Genomic DNA, 20,809 nt, shown 5'->3' on the forward strand with positions numbered 1-20,809 from the left:
TGCTTGTTTACGCCTGAGGGGGCCCCCCCGTCTCCCCCTTTGGGCCCACCCCGTTGCGCCGCCAAAGCACCTCGCGCCTCCCCCCCCCGGTCGCTGGCGGCTTCCGCCGCCAGCGACTCCCTCGCGCGTGCGACTCGCGGCCGTCGCTTCGCTCCGGCCGCTCGCCGGCACGCGCCACCGCGGATCTATTTATAAATAGTCGTCGCCGGTCCGCTCAGTCGCTTATAAACCGCTCCCGCTCTTTGCGCGCGAACTCGGTGCCGTACCGCTCCACGAGCGGGACGAAGGCGTCGCCGAGGGCGCGCATACACGCGCTCGTCGAGACGAAACCGAGTTCCTCGGCGACCTCCTCCCACGGCCGGCCCTGAAGCACCTTCCGGACGAGCAGGCGCTCCGCGCGGTCGTCGAGGCCGACGCCGTCGCCGCCGCTCCCCTCGATCAGCGCCGCGAGCGCGAGGTCGCGGAACGCCCCGGGGGCGGTGTCGTACATCCCCGGGCCGACGGAGGCGCCGACGACCGAGCGCCACTCGGTCTCGGTGAGGTCGACCGGGACCGGGGCGGAACACGCCCGCAGCGCGCCGCGGACCACGTCCGGGTCGACGTCGCGGTGCGCGTCCGAGAGCCCGTCGCGCTCGCGGTCCCGGAACGCGACCGCGTGGCGGTCCAGCAGGTCGCGGCCGGCCGCGGTCTCCGGGCGGAGCATCACCGCGGAGTACTCCCCCGAGGCGTCGTTCCGGCTCGTCGAGAGGTGGACGGTCCGATAGCCCGCCCGGCGCCAGAAGCGGAGCAGTCGCGGCGTCGCGCCGTAGCCGACGGAGAAGTAGTCGAAGTCGCCGTCGCCGGCTCCTCTCTCGTCGCCGTCGTCCTCGCCGCCGGCCCCCCGCTCGCCGCCGAACTCCGCGTGGACCTCGTCGAGGAGCCGCGAGCCGAACCCCGCGTCCCGGAGCGCGTGGTGGGTCGCGATCCGGACCGTCCGCAGGCCGCGCGGCTCGGCCGCGCCCTCGTCGCGCAGCTGGCTCGTGAGCACGTCCGGCACCATGTTGCCGCGGACGCGCTCGCCCTCGTACATCCCGCGGCGCGTCTCGGCGTCGAGTCCCCCCTCGCGCGCGAGGAGCGCGACCGCGACCACTCGGCCGTCGGCGACGAGCGCGCGGGCGAGGAGGTTCGGCGCGTCGAGCAGCCGCGCGAGGTCGTTCGGCTCGGTCCGGTAGTGGGCGGCGACGAGCAGCCCGAACGCCTCGCCGAGCAGCGTCTCGTCGGTGAGCAGGTCCTCCGGGTCGAGCGCCCGATACGTCGCGTCCTCGACCGATGCGCCCGCGACCGCGTCGTCGACCGCGGGCCGGGCGTCCAACAGGAGCGCGCGCGACGCCCACGCCTCGACCGGGTCGTTGCGCGCGTACCGGATCGGCTCGTCGAGCCGCACGTCGCGGACCGAAAAGCGCGAGTCGAGCAGCCGCTCGCGGAATCGGACCGAGAACCCCCGGCCCGCGCCTTCGTAGCCGTGGACCGTCGTGCAGAACGCGACCGCGGGCGCGTCGAGGAACCCCTCCAGCAGCCGCACCGGGAGCGCCGCCGCCTCGTCGACGATCGCCGCGTCCGCCTCGGCCGCGGCTTCCGCCGCGGCGGCGGGCGGGAGGAACCGGACGCGACCGCCGGCCGGCGTCCGGAGGTCGCGCTCGTCGTCGTCCCGATCGCTCGCGGTGGCGTCTCCCCCCGTCTCGCCGCCGATCAGCTCCCGCGCCCGCGCGAACACCTCCGCGGCGTTCCGGAACGCGGGCGCGGTGACGAGTACGTCGCTCCCGGCGAGCGCGAGCGCGCCGGCCGCCAGCCCGGCCGCGCTCGACTTCCCGCGCCCGCGGTCCGACTCGACCACGACGGCTGAGCCGGGCTCGGAGAGCGACTCGAACGCCCGCAGCGCCCGCGCCTGGTCGGCCGTGCGGCAGGCGCCGTACGCGGTCGCGGGGAACGCCGACCCCGGGGGCGCGCTCTGGTCGCTGCCCCCGCCGACCGCATCGGATCGGTCCGCGGCGTCGCCCTCCGAGCCTCCCGCCCCCGTCAGGCCGTCGCGTTCGACGGCGTCGCCCTCCGGACCCGCTCCGAGCGCGACGACCGCGATACCGGGATGCGTTCGGAGCGTTCCGACGAGGCGCTCGCGGAACCGCCCCGTCACGTCGTCGAGGCCGTACGGCGGCACCGCGAGCGAGTCGTCGAAGCGGTCGCGGATCCCGGGCCAGTCGTCGAGCGCGGGCGCGAGCAGGATCAGGAGGCCGCCGCCGTCGACCGCGCCGACCGCGCGGCCGAGCGCGTTCGGGACGAACCGCTCGTGGCAGTCGAGGACGACCGCCTCGCGGGTACGCCCCAGTAGCTCGTCGGCGTTCCGCGGGCGCACCTCCTCGAACCGGAACCCCTCGCGCGTCGTGACCAATGTGACGTCCCCGTCGTCGACCCCGAGCGACTCGACCGCGTCGTAGGCGGCGTCGACCGCGCGGTCGCGGTCGCCGGCGAGCACGAGGACGCGCCGCTCGTTCGTTCGCTCGGCCTCGGCGCGCAGGTCGCGCGCGACTCCCGCGATCATCTTCGCCCGTCGTTGCCGAGGCGCGGACATGTGTCTTGCCCTCCGGGCCGCCGTCGTCCTCGTTACCGGGTCGCCTCGGCGGCGCCCGCGAAGGCGGGAGGCTTACGGACGCTCGGCGCGTCGCTCCGGGCATGACCACGGTCACGCTCATCGGGACCCGGCTCGCGGACGTCGGCCGCGAGTTCGTCTACGAGGGGGAATCGGCCGACTGCGAGGGGTGCCCCTACCGCGGCCAGTGCCTCAACCTCTCAGAGGGCACCCGCTACCGGGTGACCGGGATCCGCGAGAACGCCCAGACGCTCGACTGCGCCGTCCACGACGCGGGCGTCCGCGCGGTCGAGGTCGAGCCCGCCCCAGTCCCCGCGAACGTCCCCTCGAAGCGCGCGTACGCCGGGAGCAAGGCGTCGCTCGCCGGTCCCTGCCCGCACACCGAGTGCCCGAGCCACGGCTACTGCGTCCCCGACGGCGCCGACTTCGACGAGGAGCGCGTCATCGACCAGGTGCTCGGCGAACCCCCCCACGAGACGTGCGCGCTCGACCGCGACCTGACGCTCGTGGAGTTCCGCGCGGAGGAGTGAGCGGTCGGAGCGGGCCGACCGTCCGGAGCGCTACAACGACGTGATCGCGTTCAGCGTGATCCGGATCGCGCGCTCGACGTTGTCCTTCGCCTTCTCCGGCAGCTCGTCGTCCGAGTCGGCGCCCTTCTGCGAGCCAGCGACGAGGTTGCCGTCGACGGTACAGATGGCGCCAGCCGCGAGCCCCTTCCGGCGCGCGAGCGAGAAGACGGTCGCGGCCTCCATCTCGATCGCGAGCAGGTTCGCGTCGTTCCAGTCGGCGACGTACGCGTCGTCCTCGTTGTAGAACGCGTCGTCGGAGACGATCGGCCCGACGTGGATCTCCTCGTCGTTGTCCTCGGCCGCCCCGACCAGTCCCGTGAGCACGTCGTAGTCGGGAACCGCCGGGTAGTTCGCGGACTCGTACCGCTTGCTCGTCCCCTCCTCCTTGGCCGCGCCGGTCGCGACGACCATGTCGCCGACCTCCATGTCGGCCTGGAGCGCCCCGCAGGTGCCGCACCGGACGAACGTCTCGACGCCGACCCGCGAGAGCTCCTCGACGGCGATGGCGGCCGACGGGCAGCCGATCCCGGTCGAGCAGATCGTGAGGTCGGTCCCCTCGTAGCTCGCGTTCACGATCTTGTACTCGCGGTTCTGCGCGACGACCTCGCTGTCGTCGCAGAGGTCCGCGATCCGGTCGACGCGGCCCGGGTCGCCCGGGATGACCGCGATGTCGTGTACGTCGCCCTCCTCGACCAGCAGGTGCGGCTGTTTCGCCATACGAGCGGGGACAGCCGCCGCGCGCAAAAACGGACCGGTCGGCGGGCGGGGTATCGGCGCGAGACGGATTTAATATCGCGCTATGAAATTTATAATCGGGTCCAGATGCCGTCAACCTCCTCTCGACGAGACGGACGGAATCGGCCCGGACCGGCCGATTTATCGCCCGATAACTCCCAGTTCGAATATGCCCGACGCTGACGCCTCGCTCGTCTCGACGCTCGGCGCCCTCACGATCGCGTTCCTCGTCGTCGCGCTGGTCGCGGGAACGCTGCTCGACTTTAACTGGACGCAGGCGGTGCTGCTCGGCGGGTTCGCCGGCGTCGTGGCCGTCGCGTCGGCGTGGCTGACGGACCGGCGGTCGAGCGGCGACTGAGCCTCCGGTCTCCGGCTCTCGACCGCGTCCGCCCGAGTATCGCGACTGAGAGATCGGACGGAGGATTTTATACCCACTCGGCGTCGACACCGCACAATGCGATTCAGTCGCGACCGTCGGGGCCAGTCGGTCGTGGTCGGGACGGTGATCCTGTTCGGGTTCCTGATCTTAGCGCTCTCGCTGTATCAGGTACAGATCGTTCCACAGGAGAATACGCAAGTGGAGTTCGACCACAGCCAACAAGTCGAAGGAGAGTTCCTCGACGTACGGAACGCGGTTCTGAGCGCGAGCCGCACCGGTGACGGTCGATCGACATCGGTGAAGCTCGGGACGCGGTATCCACAGCGCACGTTCGCGTTGAACCCACCACCGGCCTTCGGCCGACTGTCCACCAGCCCTCCGCGCGAACTACGCGTAGAGAACGCCACCGTCGAAGGAGGGCCAAACGTCGTCGATTACTGGCAGAACCGAACTAACGTGGACGGAGCCATCGCGTTCGACACGCGCTCGCTGCGGTACTCACCCGAATACAACGAACTTCGGGACAGTCCCGACCTCGTGTACGAGCACTCCCTCGTCGTTGCCGAGTTCGAGAACACCGCTCTCGGCCGGAGCGGACAGACCGTGGTAGATAGCGATAATCGGCTCCGATTGATCGCCCTGAACGGAAACGTCGACGAGTCGGGTACTCGGCGGACGAGCGTGGACCCTGACGCGCTCTCCCAGAGTCGGCGCTCGGTGCGCCTGACGTCGGCCGGGGGAGATCCGATCGTCATCGAACTCCCGACAGACATATCGCCGGACCGATCCGAAGACCTCGAGCAGGTGTGGAGCGATCGCCTCGGTGCGGACGTACAGGGAGTCACCGTTTCGGGCGGAACGGTACGGATCGAACTCGACGGCTCCGAAGCCTATCGTCTGAGCTTGGGTGCGGTCGGAGTCGGTGACGGAACGACTGTTCCGAACGAGTCGGACGGATACATCACGAAGGTTTCCTCGAACAACGGTGTCGCGGTCGCTGAAGTCCGTGACCGATACAACAACCCTGTCGAGGGCGCGCGGGTCAACGTCTCGGTCGACGGAGCCTTCGAGGAGACGATACGGACCGACGGTGAGGGTCGCGTCAGCTACGAGGTCACCGACGTTTCTGACGTCGAAATGGAGATCAACGCCGGGACGGAAACGTGGGAGTCCGTTCTGTTCGAAAACGTCGGCGTTGGCACCGGTGGCGGCGGTGGAACGGAACCGCTTCTCGTCGCACCGGAGGAAGCGGTCGCATTTAATGGTCCCGGCTCTCCCGAAGAGGGCGGATTCCAGCTGGACATCGAGAACCAACACGACGAAGAAGTTCGTATAACTGACATAACGATCCTCCCAGAGAACCCTGACCTCAACGGGCTATCGGACGAAGCTGAAGGCTCCGGAGTAGGGCGGTCCGAGCTGTACGTCGAGTCTGACGGCGGTGATTTCGGTGGCAAAAACGTCCTCTTGGTTGTCGATCAGGAGTACACGTTCGTACCGAACAGCGGACTCCGGCTGAACCTCCAGCGTGGTCCGGAAAAACGAGCGTACGACATTGACGCGGAGGCATACGTCGATGCTGAGACCGAATTTACCGGCGCAGAGGTCCCGCTTGGGTCTAACGAACGTGCGACAATTACCCTAGCCGAGTTCTACGAGGTCGGGCAGAATACGGCGAACGTCGTCAATATCGTCGGTGAGACGTTCAGCGTGACCGTGGGGTACAAAATCGACGGAAAACGACAGACCGAGCAGTTCGTCACGACGGTTACCAAGGGACCGGTCGGGCAGGTGGACCTCCAAGACGACATTGAGGACACTGACGGGAGCTTCGAGGTTACGACCGACCAGTACCAGAATTTCGCAGATGGGTGGGTCGTGGTTGAGAACGCCGCGACCGGCCAGACCGACTCGTTCGAATCGACTGACGGACAGACCACGACGGTCGACTCGGCTGATGTCGGCGGCGTGGCCGCCGGCGACGAAGTCGTCGCCACGCTCTACGAGAGCGATGCGGAACAAAACGAACTCGACGCGGACTCGACGATAGTCAGCGGTGACCCGTTCGGCGTGTTCGTACAAGGCGGAGGATTCGGAGGGCAAGACGATCTCGATGCGACATTCGACGTATCGGCGGGCGCCGACACGTACGACTTCGAGGTCAGTGCTTTCCGCTCTGGCAACAGTCAGGGCGGCACAGTGACTATCGACGGGAACTCCTACGAACTCTCTGCCGGAGCGAGCACCGCCTTCGTCCGCAACGCCGAGGAAATCGACCTCCTCAACCCGGACACGTACCAGGGGCTTTCCGCTGCCGACGAACAGAGACTCGAAGCGATCAGTCAGAACCTAAACAGCGGGTCGGACGCGTCAAACCTAGTGAATACCGGTGACGTAGATCTGCTACCACCGGACATTCGTGCCCAGTGAAGCTACGACATTACAACGATCGACGTACTCGGCATCGACAAAGCCATATGCCGGCCGCATGAACGACCGTGTATGACCGCAGTCGGGATCGACGGCATCGAGATCTGGACCGGGAAGCTCAAGCTCGACCTGCCGGGGACGTTCGCGCCGGAGAAGGGCGACGACCCCGAGAAGTACACGAAGGGACTCGGGCTCAACAACTCCTCGTTCCCCGACGTGTACGAGGACATCGTCACGATGGGGGCGAACGCCGCCAAGGGCCTGATGGACCGGAAGGGGCTCGAACCCGAGGACGTCGGCCGGATCGACGTCGCCACCGAGTCGGCGTTCGACCACTCGAAGCCGGTGTCGACGTACATCGCGGGCTGCCTCGAACAGGTGTACGACGGCGACTTCACCCACGCCAACAAGGGGGAGCGCAAGTTCGCCTGTCTCGCCGGCACGCAGGCGATAGACGACGCGTACAACTGGATCCGAGCGGGGCGGAACCGAGACCGACCGGCGATCGTCATCACCACGGACACGGCGCTGTACGCCCGCGGTGACCCGGGCGAGGCGACGCAGGGCGCCGGCGCCGTCGCGATGCTGATCGACGAGGATCCGTCTATCGTCGAACTCTCGACCGATCAGGGCTACGGGTCGAAAGACGAGACGGACTTCCTCAAGCCGAACCAGCAGTTCCCCAGCGTCGACGGAAAGCGCTCGGTCCAGGTGTACCTCTCTCGGATGCGCGAGGCCTTGGAGGACTACGAGTCCGTCACCGACGACATCGAGCTGGAGGACTTCGCGTACGCCCCGTTCCACACGCCGTTCCCGGGGATGGTCCGGAAGGCGGCACTCTTAGCCTACCGGCACGTCATCCGCGACACCGCCCACGAGGACGCGCTCGCCGACGAGATCGGCCGCCAGCCCCGCGAAGCCGAGTACGAGGACCGAGAGGCCTACGAGGAGGCGATCCGCGGGTACATGGACGAGCTGAAGACCACCGAACAGTACCAGACGTGGTACGACACGGCCGTCGAGCCGACGCTCGGGCTCTCTCGTGAGGTCGGCAACTGGTACACCAGCTCCGTCCATATCGCCCGCGTGAGCGCCCTGCGAGACGCGCTGAAGCGCGACCGGGAGTTCGTCGGCGACACGCTGCTCGTCGCCTCCTACGGCTCCGGCGCGCAGGCCGAGATCCACGCCGAGACGATCCGCGAGGGGTGGCGGGCCGAGATCGAGGGGCTCGACATCGACGCCCAGCTCGACGCCCGCTACGACCTCGCGTGGGACGAGTACGAGGACGTCCACGACGTCCACGAGTACGACATGGACGTCGAACGCGAAATCGAGGAGTTCACCCAGCCGGACGGGGAGTTCGTCTTCACCGGCTGGGGGCGGATGAACGAGCGGAAGTACGAATACGTCGAGTAGGACGCGATCGTATCTGCCCGGTTTCTCCGATCCGTGAGTCGCCCGCAGCGGCCCGCAACCCCGTGAAAACGGCTCACACGGGCCGTACACGATACGATGGTTTTAAACGACGCTGGCGTGAATCGACACCCAATGGTAACCATCTACGACGTGCCGGCCGACGACCTCATCGAGGCCGTCGCCGCACGGCTCGAGGACCGCATCGACGAGCCCGACTGGGTCGAGTTCGCCAAGACCGGCGCCGGCAAGGAGCTCCCGCCGGAGCAGGACGACTTCTGGTACGTCCGCTCCGCGAGCCTCCTGCGGAAGGTCGCCCAGAACGAGCCGATCGGCATCGAGCGGCTCGCCACCGAGTACGGCTCGAAGAAGCGCGGCTCGAACCGCTACGTCGTTCGCCCCGGCGAGCACGAGGGCGGCTCCCGCAAGCTCATCCGCTCGTCGCTTCAGGCGCTCGAAGAGGAGGGGCTCGTCACCACCGCGAGCGGCGAGGGCCGCCGCGTCTCCGACGAGGGCGAGGCGTTCCTCTCTGAGGTCGCGACCGAGGTCTTCGAGGACCTCGACCGCCCGGAACTCGAACGCTACGCGTAGACCGTCTTTCTGTTCGTTTTCGTCGAAATTCGATAGCCGCAGCCCCGCCCAGCGCCGCCGAGACGCCTGATCTGTGACGTTTCGTCGTTTCTCCCCGCCGCTCGGTAGTCTCCGCCGATCGTCGGGTTATATTGTATTCCGCTATATAGAATTGGTTCGGCACCGCACCCTGCCCGTTCGTGCGAACGCCGTGCCGTCGGTTCGCGCGATCGGGAGCGAGAGGTGAAGCTATCGCGTCGGACGTCGACGAAGCGAAAAGGGGACCGCGGGCGGTGTCCGCTCGGTTCGACCGGCGCGGTCGCGCTATCCCGTGTTCTTCATCCCGGCGGCGATGCCGTTGACGGTGAGCCGCAGGGTGCGCTCTTCCTCGTCGGTGCGGTGAGTGCGCCCGAGCAGGTTCGCCTGGAGGAGGTTGAGGGGATCGACGTAGGGGTTCCGCCGGTCGAGGCTCTCTTCGAGCCACTCGCGGCGGAGCAGCTGGTCGCGGCCGCTAATCTCTAAGACCAGCTCGCGCCCGCGCTCGTACTCGCCGACCAGCTCGGGGAAGAAGCGCTCGCGGAGTTCGTCGTCGGCGAGGTCGGCGTACTCGGCCGCGATCTCCGGCTCGGTGCGCGCGAGCGCCAGCGAGGCGTTGTCGAGCGTCGTCCGGAAGAACGGCCACTCGTCGAACATCTCGCGGAGCGTCTCCATTCCTTCCTCCTCGCCCACCTCGTCGAGGTAGGCGTCGATGCCGGAGGCGATCGCGTACCACCCGGGGAGGATGAGCCGGGTCTGGGTCCACGAGAACACCCACGGGATCGCCCGGAGGTCCTCGACGCTGCGCTCGCCCGAGCGCGAGGCGGGCCGCGACCCGAGGTTGAGGTCCTCGACGACGCTGATCGGCGTCGCCTGCTCGAAGTAGGAGACGAACCCGTCCGCGTTCAGCAGGTCGCGGTACGTCTCGCGCGCCGCGGGCGCCATGACCTCCATCGCCTCGACCCAGCGGTCGGGCACGTCTTCGACCGGCTCCTCGTTCGCCTCCTTCCGGGCGCGGATCTGCGCGTCGAGCATCTGTTCGAGCTCGCGCTCGGCGATCCGCGGGTTGGCGTACTTCTCGGCGATCGCTTCGCCCTGCTCGGTGAACTTCACCTGTCCGGTGACGGTCTCGTTCGGGAGCGCGAGCAGCGCCTCGTTCATCGGGCCGCCGCCGCGCGAGATGGAGCCGCCGCGGCCGTGGAACAGCCGGAGGGTCACGTCCTCCTCGCGGCAGAACCGGGCGATCCGGCGCTGGTTCTCGTAGAGGTCCCAGTTGGCAGCGAGGAACCCGTTCTCCTTGTTGGAGTCGGAGTAGCCGAGCATGACCTCCTGGACCTCGCCACGGGCCTCCAGCGCCTTCGCGTACGCCTCGTTCTCGAAGAGGGTGCCGAGGATGCGCTCGGCGCCGTTGAGCGCGGACTCGGTCTCGAGGAGGGGGACGACGTCGACCGCGCAGTGGTCCGGCAGGGAGACGACGCCGACCTGATCGGACAAGAAGAGCACCTCCAGCACGTGGCTGGGCTCCTCCGTCATCGAGATGCAGTAGGTGTCGATCGCCTGCTGGCCGTACTCCTCCTGCCACTCCGCGAACGACTCGAACCGTTCGAGGACGCGCTCGGTCGTCTCCGAGACGTCGCCGGGCTCGTCGACGTCGACGACCGGCTCCTCTTGAAGGATCGCCTCGGTGAGGAAGTCGACGCGCTCCGACTCGTCCATCCCCTCGTAGTCGACCCCCTCCGTGGCGACCGCCTCGGCGACGGCCTCGGTGTGGTTCTCGCGGTGGTCGCGCAAGTCGAGCGAGGCCAGCGTGAGCCCGAACGTGTCCACCTGCCGGCGGAACGGCTCGACGAAGGACTCCAGCACCGACTCCTGGCCGTCCTCGCGCAGCGACTCGGCGATCACGTCGAGGTCGTCGAGGAAGGCGTCGCCGTCGGGGTACTCGCCCGGCCGGACGTCGTTGACGCGGTCGAGCCGCTCGCGCATCAGCCGGAGCTTCTGTCTGTACGGCTCGTCGGGGTAGCGCTCGCGGGCCTCCTCGACGACGGTCGGGAACCGCTCGGCGTCGGCCGCGAGCGAGCGCGCGAGCGCGTCGCCGGCGGCGTACCGGTCGCCGTCCTGGCTCAGCACGGCCGAGAGCCGCTTACAGCGGTCACGGTACTTCTCGACGGCGATCTCGCGCTGGCGTTCGAGCGTCTCGTCGGTCACCTCGGGGGTGACGAACGGGTTGCCGTCGCGGTCGGAGCCCGCCCACGAGCGGAACTCGAAGAGCTTCGGGCAGTCGACGTCGTCGTACTCCTTCGAGATGGTCTCCTCGAACTCCTCGTAGGCGTCGCCGACGACGTCGAAGAGGGTGTTCTCGAGGTACCACTGGACGTTTCGCGCCTCGTCTTCCGGCTCGGGCGCCCGCTGGCGGACCTGTCGGGTGCCCCACAGGCTGGTCACCTCGGCGGTGACGTCGCGCCAGACGGCGCGCCGCTCGCGGTCGGTGAGGTTGCGCTCGTCGAGCTCTCCCAGGTGGTTCGCGATGGAACGGAGCTTGGACTTCACGGTCGATCGCCGGGCCTCCGTCGGGTGGGCGGTGAACGTCGGCTCGATGAGCACGTCGGCGAGCAGCTCCTCTAACTCGTCGGCGTCGACGCCGGCCTCGGCGAACTCGGCGATCGTCGCGTCGAAGGAGTCGTGGAGGGCGGTCCCGTCGTCGGCGTTCCGGACCGCGCGGACGCGCTCGCGCTCCTCGGCGAGGTTGATCAGTTCGAAGTAGGTCGTGAACGCGCGGGCGACGACCTCCTCGCGGGTCGTCGAGAGATCGTCGACCGCCTCGTGGAGGGCGTCGCGGTTCGGGGCGTCGCCCCGCCGGTAGTCGATCGCCGCGTTCCGTAGCGTCTCGACCGTCTCGTACGCCTCGGTCGAGGCTTGCGCGGCCAAGACGTCTCCCACCAGCGCCCCGAGTTCCCGAACGTCCGTCCGCACGTCCCGATTGTGCAACTTCATACCACGCACACTGCGGTCGCGATCGGTTAAAACCGCGGTCTGAACGAATGTTTGCCTCGGTTTCGAGTAAATTCGTTCACGAACGTTTCTGTGTGACCGGCGCCGAGACGCCGCGGCCATCGGTGCCCGACTCGAGGCGTCGGTGTTGGCCGATGAGGACCCCGATTCTCGCGCCGGTGGAGGGTTCGTCACCCTTTTTACCGATCCAACCCCAGGTGCGAGTATGAGTGCGTCCGACAAGTATCCGTCTGAGTCCGGGCGGCGACGCTTCGTGAAGGGCGTCGTCGGCGGCGCGGCCCTCGCGGGGGTCGGCGCGATGGGGTCGGCGACCGTGAACACCCTGACGACCGCCGGCGGCGTCGGCGGCGGGTCGACGATCGCGAAGACGATCGCACAGACCGGCGGTCCGGCGCCCCGCGGGCTCCCGCAGATTCCGGTCCAGGTCACCGACGAGGGCTACATCGAGGGAATCTGGCCCGAGACGACCACCGTCACCCAGGAGGGACAGGAGATCGAGGTCGCCCAAGAGGAGCTCGGCGGATTCACCTACTCCGGCGCGTGGTTCCAGTACTGCGGCGTCGAGTCCCAAGAGAACGTCCAGCCGAACTTCGAGTCGGACAACCTGTTCCGGTCCGCGAGCGCCCCGCCGTACGACTGGCAGTCGAACACCTACTCGGGCGGCGACCGGATCCACATCGACGACTTCTCGGACTACACCGAGTGGGGCAACGGGATCGGAAGCGACGGCGTCGGCAAGCCGGCGTCGGTCACGTGGCGCTCCGAGGACGCCGAGACGAACCTCGGCGCGATCGTCATCCGCTCGCCCCAGATCGAGGAGGCGGCCCAGAACGACGAGTGGCTACAGGCGTCGACCGACCAGGGGTTCATGGCGTACCTCAACGTCTGTACGCACTTCTGTTGTATCCCGGGCTACAAGGTGTTAGAGGAGTCCGCCCGCTACGACGCCGCCAACGGGACCTACTGCGTCTGCCACCAGTCGACGTACGACCCGTTCACCATCGAAGAGGCGCTGTTCATCGCGCGGCCCCGCCCGGAAGAGTAACGCGTCCGTCTCGTCCCTGATTTTCTCACCTCCCGATCCGCGTCCCGCACAGCCGACGGTCCCCGCCGCGCTTTTCACGCCGCTCGCCCGAGGGACCGACATGAGCGACGACGACCCCGCAGACGCCGACGCGCCCGCCGGAGCCGACGGCTCCGAGACCGCCGACGATTCGACGGACGCCGCCGAGAGCGCGTCGGCGGACGACGACTTCGAGGCGGAGCTCGCCCGCGCCCGCGACCTCCTCGACGGCGACGACGTCGACGCGGTCCACGTCGGCGTCGTCCGCGACGGCGAGGTCGACACCACGTTCGCCCAGCGCACCGACGACGACGCCGACGGCGCCGGGCTCCGGGCGCTCGCGCTGCTCGCCGCGCACGTCAGGCTGGTCGCGGGCGAGGCGGGCGTCGAGCCTTCGACCGTCGCCGGCGACGCCGCGACGCTCGCGGGACAAGTGGAACAGATCCCGGCCAGCACCGACCAGATCCCCGACGAGTAGCTCGACACCGCGTCCCGCCAAACAGTTCGGGCCGCGCGCGCCGTCGAGCCCGTTCGTCGGTCGAGCCCGTCCTCCGTCAGGGCTCGCTGGACCGGATCCGGCGGAGCTGGTGGGTCACGCCCGCGAGCGCGACGAGCAGGACCGCGAGGTTGAAGACGGCGAGCGCCACGGACTGGTAGGCCGGGTCGAACCACGTGCGGATCGCGTTGCCGGACTGGCTGTAGAAGCCCCAGCCGGCCACGACCGCGAGCAGCGACAGCGCGGCCAGCCCGACGCGGTCGAGCAAGCCGCGGAGGTCGTCGGTCGAGAGGCGGTCCAAGCCCGAGGAGTCGACCGGCTCCGTCCATCCGTTCGCGTCGGTATCCTCGGCGTCCGCCGCCGTGCGGTCGGGAGCGGTCGCCGTGCGTTCGGGGTCCGTGCGGTCGGTCGCGTCGGTGTCGTCTGTCATTGGCTGTGGTGGGTCGGGGGTGTGGTCGCCGTCGTCTGTCGCGGGGTCCGTCGCCGGTTCGTCGGCGTCCGGATCGTCGGTCGGGCCGTCGAGGGGCCGGTCGTCCGTCATCGTCGCCTCCGCGCGGTCAGCGCCGCGACGACGAGCGCGACGAGCGCGACGAGCGGGCCGAAGCCGGGCGTCGAGCCGTCGGTGGCGCCGTCGCCCGGCGGTGCGGCGTCGGCGCCGTCACCACCCTCGCCGCCGACGTCGTCACGCTCGAAGTCCTCGACGGAGAACTGGACGTCGCGGACCGTCTCGTTCGCGGTGATCGTCTCCCGCGGGTTCAGGTTCGCGACGCCCTGCGTCTCGTCGACGAGCACGTCGTCGTCGAACAGCGCGGCGTCGACGTAGTAGTTGTAGCCGCTCGGGACCTCGACGGTCGCCGTGACGGTGTCGGTGCGGCCGGGGCGGACCGCGCCGACGGTCTCCGTCGCCTCCGCGGCGATCACGTTCGACTCCGCCTGCCGGAGGTAGAGGCGGAGTTCGACGTCGTCGGAGGCCTGGTCGCCTCGGTTCGTCACCGAGACGGCGGTCGACAGCGTCGCCGTCTCGTTGTCGGCCTCGACGACGCTCACCGCGACGGTCGGCCAGACCGTCCCCTCGGTGAAGCCGACCTGCGTGTCCGCGTAGTCGGGCGTGAGCGCCGCGACGCCGGCGATCCGGGTGGTCTGCTGCTCGCGGCGCTGATCGTCCGCGAAGACGACCGTCTCGATGCGGTAGCCGCCCTCGCGCTCGACGGTGACGGTGCCGTTGACGGTGCGCTCGCCGTCGATGTCGACGTCGCCGACCTCGACCGTGGTCTCGTCGACGAGGAGGCCGGACTCGGCGCCGATCGCGCGGTGGCGCACCGTGACGTTCTCGACCGTCCCGCCGCGGTGGCGGAGGTCGGTGCCGAGCCGGAGCTCCGCGGTCTCGCCTCGCACGTCACCGGGCGCGACGGTCGTGCCGGCGATATCGATCCGCCCGGGCGGCTCGTCCGTCGCTCGGGGGTCGCTGATGGCGCCGGGCGCGGCGACGGCGCCGACCGCGCTCGCGACGAGGAGGGCGGCGGCCGCCGCCAGGAGGGCCGTGCGGGTGTCCATACGCGACCCCTCACGACCGCGATATAAGTGCTTTGTCCGGGATTCGCTCCGGGCGGTCCGGAACCGGTCTCAGAGGACGCGGTACCGCCCGTTCGACTCGGTGACCTCGCCGCGGCGCGCGAGGCGGGTCAGGATCTCGCGGGCCGCGTCGGCGGGAACTCCCTCCGTCGCGGCCCGCTCCACGACCGCCGACTCGGTGGGGTCGTCGACCGCGTCGACCGCGTCGCGAACGACCTCGGTCCGGCTCCGCGAGCCGCCTCCGCCGCCCTCCGCGCGCTCGCCGGCCTCGTCGACCGCGTCGGCGTCGAGCCCCGACGCTTCGAGGTACTCGCGGTCGTCGATGCCCGCGTCCTCGACGGCGGCTTCCAGCTCCGAGACGTGGTCGAGGTCCGCGAACGCGGCGCTGTCGCCGCGCTTCTTCGCGAGGAGCGCCGACCGAGCCTCCTGCGCGGCCGCGCGGTCCTCGGACTCGAAGAACCGCTTGAGCTTGGCGGTCCGGTGGGTCTTGCCGCACCGCGAGCACTGCGCCGTCTCGCTCGTCTCCGGGTCCGTCACCAGCCACATGTTGGCGCACTCGTTACAGCCGACGACCGCGTACATGCGAGGGGATTCGCCGGCCCCGAATTTGAACCCTCGGCTCCGAGACGCGGCCGCGCCCGCGAACACCTCACATGATGCGGTGGCGCGTGCCTGCGAGGCCGCCCCGCGGCCGAGCAGCACGCGCGAGGGACGCGGCGACCGGAGCGAAGCGGAGGGAGCCGCGAGGCTGGGGAGGTGTGAGGTGCTGTGCGGTCGCGGTGCGGGGTGGGACTCAAAGGGGCAGTCGCGAGGACGAAGCACGACGACGCAAGCACCGCAAGGAGCGAGCGGAGCGAGCGACTGAGGAGCACAGCGAGTCGCGCGAGTCCTCGCGGCTGGGGCTTTGGAGGAGTTCACCGCCGATCCGCTACCAGTCATTTATAAGCGAGCGGCTGGGGCTTTGGGAGTGTTCGTCGTCGACCTACAGTCAGCTATTTATAAGCGAGCGGCTGGGGCTTTGGGAGTGTTCGTCGTCGATCTACTGTCGGCTATTTATAAGCGAGCGGCTGGGGCTTTGGCGGTGTTCTGCCGAGAGTGATCCGCGGTCTCGCCTCATCAACCGCTGACCGAGAATCGATCAAAAACCACCCCGAACCCCACGTATCAGTCCGATTCGATCTCGTTCGCGGCTGCCAGCACCGCGTCGTGGAGGGCGCCGTTCGAGGCGACGAGCCCTTTCGAGTCGTGCCGCCAGCGGTTTCCGTCCAGATCCGTCACGCGCCCGCCCGCCTGCCGGATCACGAAGACCCCCGCGACCGTGTCCCACGGGTTCGCGCGGAGATTCGTGATCGTCCCCTCCAGCCCGCCGGCCGCGACGGTCGGGAGCACCACCTGCGCGGCGCCGAGCCGGCGCATGTCGCCGAAGCGCGTGACGATCGCCTCGCACGCGCGGGCGTACTCGTCGCGGGCGTCGTAGGCCCACCAGATCGTCGGGTCGACGGCCGCGTCGCGGGGCTCGTCCACGTCGCTCACCGCGATCGGCTCGCCGTTGCGGTACGCGCCCGTGGCGTCGGCGGTGTAGGTGTCGCCGAGCGCGGGCGCGACGATCGCGGCCGCGACGGGCTCGCCGTCGACCACGGCCGCGACCGCGGTGGCCCAGATCCGCACGTCGCGGACGTAGTTGTTCGTGCCGTCGATGGGGTCGATCACCCACGCGGGGCCGTCGTCGGGCACGGTCTTGCGCTCGTCCTCCTCCTCGCCGACGACCGCGTCGTCCGGGAACGTCTCGCGGATCGACGCGATGACGGCGCGCTGGGCGGCGCGGTCCGCCTCGGTGACTACGTCGTCCTCGCCCTTCGTCTCCACCGCGATGTCGCTCCGGAAGTGCTCGTGCGCGACCGCGGCGCCCGCCTCCGCGGCGCGCTTCGCGACGGCAGCACGCTCGGCGACATCGTCCGCGCGGTCCGCGACGGGGGAGGGCTCGTCGGCGCGGTCGCCCGGGGCGGCGCCGCGCTCGGCTTCGTCGGTCATGGCCCTAGTCGACGCCCCCGACGCGTATAAACGTCGGTTCGGCGCGGGCGAGGAGCCGAAATTAACTCAGTTTCGAATCCGAGTACCTTTAAGTGGGTCGCGGTCGGTGAATCGGATATGGAACCCGAGGAAGCGGTCCGTCAGCTCGAATACACCATCGACGCCTCGCTCGACGAAATCGGTCAGCGCGCCGCCGCCGGCTACCGGCCCACCTTCGAGCGCGTGGCCGAGCGCGCGGACGGGGCCGCGGTGTACGACCTCGCGGGCGAGCTCTCCCAGGAGGTCGTCGCCGGCTCCTGTCCGTCGCCGGCGGAGGCGAACGCGGTCGCCGAGCGCGTGCTCGACGACTGGGCGTACACCGACGGCGGGGAGTAAGCGACACGCTGGTCTCGCCTCCCTTCTCTCGCTCTCCCCCGTCCAAGCTCCTCACCGCGGTCACCGGGGTCACCGCGGCGCGCGCCGAACCAGGAACAGCGCCGCGAGGACGATCCCGACGAGCGTCGCGAGTCCCGCGATGTCGCTGAGGTCGAACTCGGATAACTCCGGGCTCGTTTCGTCGCCGTCGACTCCTGATCCGGAATCACTCTCGTCTCCTACTCCGGCCTCGACGTTACGTTCGGCTCCGGCGTCTCCCGAACCGTCCGCGCGCTCCGTCACCGTAACCGATCCGAGGATCGGTTCCCTCTCGGTCGCTCCGGCCTCGACCGCCTCGCCGGCGAGAACGAGATCGTACTCCCCGGGCTCGTCGAACCGGACCGTCACCGACTCGGTTGCGACGCCTCCCGGTCCGGTATCGACCGTGACCGACTCGCCGCTCGCGAGCGCTTCCCCGTCGCCGGGCTCGACTCGGATTCCGGCGTCGCTCGCGGGGGCCGGGCCGCGGTTCTCGACCTCGACGGTGACCGTCAGCGATTCGCCCGCCACCACTCGCTCCTCGGAGAGGCTCGCCTCGACCGGGACCAGTGCCGGACGCTCGGCCGCGACCGCGAACGCGGAGAAGCCGTCGGTGACGGCCCGGAGCCGGACCGTCTCTCCGGTGTCGTCGACGACGGTCATTTCGGCACCCTCCCAGCCCGCGTCGGCCTCTCGGTAGACGGCGATTCGTTCGGGAGCGACGCCCGCCGCGGCGAGTCGGTCGCGGTCCACGACGATTTCGGCCGCGGCCCGTTCGATCGACCGGTCGGGCTCCGCGAACGCGACCGTGTAGTACCCCAGCGGATCGACGCCGGGCGGCAGCTCCCCGGTCTCCGCCGGGCGGTCGCTCGCCCCCCGAACCGCGAACCGGACGTCGCCCGGCGACTCCCGGACGAATCGGAGGTGGTCGAGCCGGACCGCGGGGTCGCCGACGTGAACTCCCCACAGGTCGACTTCGGTCTCGGCGCCGCCGAGGACAGACAGAACCTCCACTTCCCGGACGCTCGGGGACGGGCGCGTGATCGAGATGACCGGATCGGTGGTGGGGCTCAGTCCGTCAGCTTCGCCGTCTTCGCCGCCCGGGTCGTCCGCCGGAAGGTCTCCCCCGGCCGGCTCTTTCGGCTCCGCGACCCGCGCGTGGACCGATATCTCGTCGATGAGTCGATCGCCCGGAACGACGCCGGCGACGCGGGTGTCGATCCGCACGCCGACCGGAAACGCGTCGTCCTCCGGCGTGAGTCGCACGGCCTGCTCGGGGCTCTCGATCGGCTCGTCGTCGACGACGAAGGTGACGCCTGTGCCCTCGTGTTCGATCCACGCCTCAGCCGACCTGTTCCCGTCGTAGGTGACGTAAAAGAGCGCCTCCTGGGCGGCGACGGTGTCCACGTTGACCCCGTCGGCGTCGATCCGGGGGTTGTCCCCGCTGATGTCGATCGCGAGTTCGCCGTCTTCGTCGAGGTAGGTGTAGGGGTTGTCGCCGGGCTGGAGGGCGATATCGTCGGTGATTGAGTCGGTTGGCTGATCAATAATCGCAGCACCCGTAGAGAAGAGGAGGGCGGTCGCCGTGATGATGGTAAGACCCATCAGTTTAGTCGTCGAACCACGGGTAGACATTAATAGGCTTATCAATCTACAGACACCAAAGTAATCGGTCCTCGATACGGCATCGAGCGATAGACTTCGGTACTGAAACGGGTCTATAACCCGTAGATCAGACCCTTGATTCCTCGTCAAACGGCTCACATCGCGGTGGAACAAGTCGCTCCACCGACCGAGATCGAATAAACTGGTTAGGAAACAGCCCAAGCCTCGACCTCCAGAGACGCAATGAAGAAGTCGCCGACATCGCCATTGAGCGCGTTGACGACGAAAGAGACACCCAGCGCCTCACCGGGATCGAGTTCTAGCGACGGTGCTGCTGTCTGATCTGGATACCTTAGTTCGGTCCGTTTCCCATTGGTATCCTGAATCTCGAATACGAATCTCGAGTCACCAGCATCTGGGTTATCACTAATCGGAGTTAGGGTGAAGGTGACACTCATTGGGCTGTTCGTCTGGTTCGCGATCAAGAAGGCAGATTCGAAGTCATCGGTATTGGGACCGACCGGATCACCTGTCGTTTCCAACGTGAACCAATCCGGCGTTACCTGAGGATACGTCTCCGCGAAGTAGCCAAACTGATAGATCGAATTGACGTTTATTCCCGGATCGGTGATGGAGATCGATAGCTGACCGTTGTCGCCTTCATCGACACCGGCAACCTCGTCGTTTGGGATCAGCCCGACGAGACTCTGAGAGTCGTTAACGACTGACATATCCATCTCCCGATTCACTTGAGCCGTGGTAAACGCTCCTGTTCCGAGAGTCGCGCTACCACCGCCAACGATCGCACTCAGTCCAAGGAGCAGTTTTCTTCGTTTCATTGTTCGTTCTAGGTGTTTCCATGGTCGCCGTGGTGGCTTTCCCCGTGCGCTCCGATACCAACCGTAGTCATCCCTGATGGCACTGGTGACTGCTGTTCGACGGCGGAAACGACTCGTATCATGGTTTTCCAACCTTGTGGGCAGTAGCGTGGGTAAAAGGGGAATAGAGCCGTCGACAGCGGAGCCGTAAGCTGCCGCCGTCGCTTCAATTTTCAATTATTCCGCGCCGGGATCTGCAGCCTCGTTGGCACTGATCGTCAGCTCTTCAGCCAGCGAACGTCCCGCCGGCGTACCACCATCGCGCGTGTCCACTTGGATCGAAACGTACACGGATTCACCCGGAGGAATCGCTTCATCGGGGTCGTTGGCGTTGTTGAAGCTCAGGGCTTCCATCGCGCCGTCCTGACCAGAGGTCGGATCGCTGAGATCGAGTTCAGTCGTGTTAGTAGCGGTCGCTCCGTCCAGTTGACTCGATCCATCATCAGTACTAGTCGATCCGTCACCACCACTGATGTCGGTCGCTTTGCCCTGGAGGTACACCGTCGCACCGGCGTTTGCCGATGCGGTATTCAGTCCGATCTGGATGTCGAGCGTCTGTCCGCTCATGTTGCGGACAACGAATGCTGACTGATCCGTACCCGAAGACTCCACGTACGGTTCCCCGTCACCTGCCGCCGGTGGGGCACTATCGTCATCGTATAGGCTCTGGAAGTCAATTTTGTCACCTAACGCGTCGTCATTCATCGCACCGATCTGGTACCTCGCATTGTCATTGACACCAGACCCGGATGCGTCCTGATCAAAGTCGATGTACAATTCACCGTTTTCTTGGCCGATCCGGTCCCCAACACCACGAGCTCCACCAGATTCGAGCTGGAGGTACGCATTCGAGTCGTTTTGGACCGCAATATCCGCGCTACGTGGCACGACCGCACTCGTAAACGCACCGGTACCCATTGCGGCTGCCCCGCCGGCAGCGAGCGATCCGAGTCCGACAACGAACTTGCGTCGTTCCATATCGTATCTCACCTGTGTTCGGGCACCCC

General features: G+C 68.2%; 18 protein-coding genes. 8 read left to right on the forward strand and 10 right to left on the reverse strand.

What is annotated here, in order from left to right; genetic code table 11:
• Window positions 1-214: 214 nt before the first annotated feature.
• Window positions 215-2,575: a tRNA(Met) cytidine acetyltransferase TmcA gene (gene tmcA, locus AC4NMM_RS08410; protein ID WP_491924067.1), complete on the reverse strand. Its 2,361-nt coding sequence runs from the start codon at window positions 2,573-2,575 to the stop codon at window positions 215-217.
• A gap of 131 nt (window positions 2,576-2,706) precedes the next feature.
• Between tmcA and AC4NMM_RS08415 the strand changes: the two genes are divergently transcribed.
• The gene (locus AC4NMM_RS08415) at window positions 2,707-3,153 is read left to right on the forward strand and encodes a UPF0179 family protein (protein WP_491924068.1); all 447 of its coding nucleotides are present in this window, start codon (window positions 2,707-2,709) and stop codon (window positions 3,151-3,153) included.
• A 30-nt stretch (window positions 3,154-3,183) separates the two neighbouring features.
• Here AC4NMM_RS08415 and AC4NMM_RS08420 read toward each other — a convergent pair whose 3' ends face one another.
• Entirely contained in the window at window positions 3,184-3,909 is a 726-nt protein-coding gene (locus tag AC4NMM_RS08420) for a guanosine phosphorylase (RefSeq protein WP_491924069.1), read from the reverse strand.
• Window positions 3,910-4,096: 187 nt separating this feature from the next.
• Here AC4NMM_RS08420 and AC4NMM_RS08425 point away from each other — a divergent pair, with 187 nt between their 5' ends.
• The 4 genes from AC4NMM_RS08425 (at window position 4,097) to AC4NMM_RS08440 (ending at window position 8,740) form a co-directional block, all read left to right on the forward strand.
• Window positions 4,097-4,285: a hypothetical protein gene (locus AC4NMM_RS08425; protein ID WP_491924070.1), complete on the forward strand. Its 189-nt coding sequence runs from the start codon at window positions 4,097-4,099 to the stop codon at window positions 4,283-4,285.
• A 96-nt stretch (window positions 4,286-4,381) separates the two neighbouring features.
• Window positions 4,382-6,736, forward strand: coding sequence for an Ig-like domain-containing protein (locus tag AC4NMM_RS08430; RefSeq protein ID WP_491924071.1), 2,355 nt, complete (start codon window positions 4,382-4,384; stop codon window positions 6,734-6,736).
• 72 nt (window positions 6,737-6,808) lie between these two features.
• A complete protein-coding gene (hmgB, locus tag AC4NMM_RS08435; protein ID WP_096394617.1) occupies window positions 6,809-8,152 on the forward strand; it encodes a hydroxymethylglutaryl-CoA synthase in 1,344 nt (447 codons plus the stop codon).
• Between the two features lie 132 nt (window positions 8,153-8,284).
• Window positions 8,285-8,740 carry a 30S ribosomal protein S19e gene (locus AC4NMM_RS08440; RefSeq protein WP_004597278.1) on the forward strand — a complete coding sequence of 152 codons (456 nt, stop codon included), beginning with the start codon at window positions 8,285-8,287 and terminating at the stop codon, window positions 8,738-8,740.
• Window positions 8,741-9,043: 303 nt separating this feature from the next.
• Here AC4NMM_RS08440 and ppc read toward each other — a convergent pair whose 3' ends face one another.
• Window positions 9,044-11,746 carry a phosphoenolpyruvate carboxylase gene (gene ppc, locus AC4NMM_RS08445; protein ID WP_096394619.1) on the reverse strand — a complete coding sequence of 901 codons (2,703 nt, stop codon included), beginning with the start codon at window positions 11,744-11,746 and terminating at the stop codon, window positions 9,044-9,046.
• A 223-nt stretch (window positions 11,747-11,969) separates the two neighbouring features.
• On the opposite strand from ppc, the gene AC4NMM_RS08450 reads away from it, so the two are divergent.
• Both AC4NMM_RS08450 and AC4NMM_RS08455 read left to right on the forward strand, forming a co-directional pair.
• The gene (locus AC4NMM_RS08450; protein WP_096394621.1) at window positions 11,970-12,809 is read left to right on the forward strand and encodes a Rieske (2Fe-2S) protein; all 840 of its coding nucleotides are present in this window, start codon (window positions 11,970-11,972) and stop codon (window positions 12,807-12,809) included.
• Between the two features lie 100 nt (window positions 12,810-12,909).
• On the forward strand, window positions 12,910-13,305 hold the full coding sequence (locus AC4NMM_RS08455; RefSeq protein WP_096394623.1) for a DUF8113 family protein: 396 nt from the start codon (window positions 12,910-12,912) through the stop codon (window positions 13,303-13,305).
• Window positions 13,306-13,381: 76 nt separating this feature from the next.
• On the opposite strand, the gene AC4NMM_RS08460 is transcribed toward AC4NMM_RS08455, so the two are convergent.
• The 4 genes from AC4NMM_RS08460 to AC4NMM_RS08475 form a co-directional block, all read right to left on the reverse strand.
• Window positions 13,382-13,864 (reverse strand): DUF8060 family membrane protein, encoded by a 483-nt coding sequence (locus AC4NMM_RS08460; protein ID WP_096394625.1) that lies wholly within the window; start codon window positions 13,862-13,864, stop codon window positions 13,382-13,384.
• A complete protein-coding gene (locus AC4NMM_RS08465) occupies window positions 13,861-14,877 on the reverse strand; it encodes a DUF7490 domain-containing protein (protein WP_096394627.1) in 1,017 nt (338 codons plus the stop codon). Before AC4NMM_RS08465 ends, AC4NMM_RS08460 begins: the two co-directional genes overlap by 4 nt.
• Before the next feature lie 69 nt (window positions 14,878-14,946).
• Complete coding sequence (locus AC4NMM_RS08470) at window positions 14,947-15,477, reverse strand: DUF5817 domain-containing protein (protein ID WP_491924072.1); 531 nt, start codon at window positions 15,475-15,477, stop codon at window positions 14,947-14,949.
• Window positions 15,478-16,059: 582 nt separating this feature from the next.
• Window positions 16,060-16,926 carry an inositol monophosphatase family protein gene (locus AC4NMM_RS08475; protein ID WP_096394631.1) on the reverse strand — a complete coding sequence of 289 codons (867 nt, stop codon included), beginning with the start codon at window positions 16,924-16,926 and terminating at the stop codon, window positions 16,060-16,062.
• Between the two features lie 117 nt (window positions 16,927-17,043).
• Here AC4NMM_RS08475 and AC4NMM_RS08480 point away from each other — a divergent pair, with 117 nt between their 5' ends.
• A complete protein-coding gene (locus AC4NMM_RS08480; RefSeq protein WP_491924073.1) occupies window positions 17,044-17,301 on the forward strand; it encodes a hypothetical protein in 258 nt (85 codons plus the stop codon).
• A gap of 69 nt (window positions 17,302-17,370) precedes the next feature.
• On the opposite strand, the gene AC4NMM_RS08485 is transcribed toward AC4NMM_RS08480, so the two are convergent.
• From AC4NMM_RS08485 to AC4NMM_RS08495, 3 genes are all read right to left on the reverse strand, one after another.
• Window positions 17,371-18,924, reverse strand: coding sequence for a hypothetical protein (locus AC4NMM_RS08485; RefSeq protein ID WP_491924074.1), 1,554 nt, complete (start codon window positions 18,922-18,924; stop codon window positions 17,371-17,373).
• 206 nt (window positions 18,925-19,130) lie between these two features.
• On the reverse strand, window positions 19,131-19,655 hold the full coding sequence (locus AC4NMM_RS08490; protein ID WP_491924075.1) for a hypothetical protein: 525 nt from the start codon (window positions 19,653-19,655) through the stop codon (window positions 19,131-19,133).
• Between the two features lie 324 nt (window positions 19,656-19,979).
• The gene (locus AC4NMM_RS08495; RefSeq protein WP_491924076.1) at window positions 19,980-20,780 is read right to left on the reverse strand and encodes a hypothetical protein; all 801 of its coding nucleotides are present in this window, start codon (window positions 20,778-20,780) and stop codon (window positions 19,980-19,982) included.
• Between the last annotated feature and the right edge of the window lie 29 nt (window positions 20,781-20,809).

The sequence above is a fragment of the Halorubrum sp. SD41 genome, assembly GCF_058630335.1.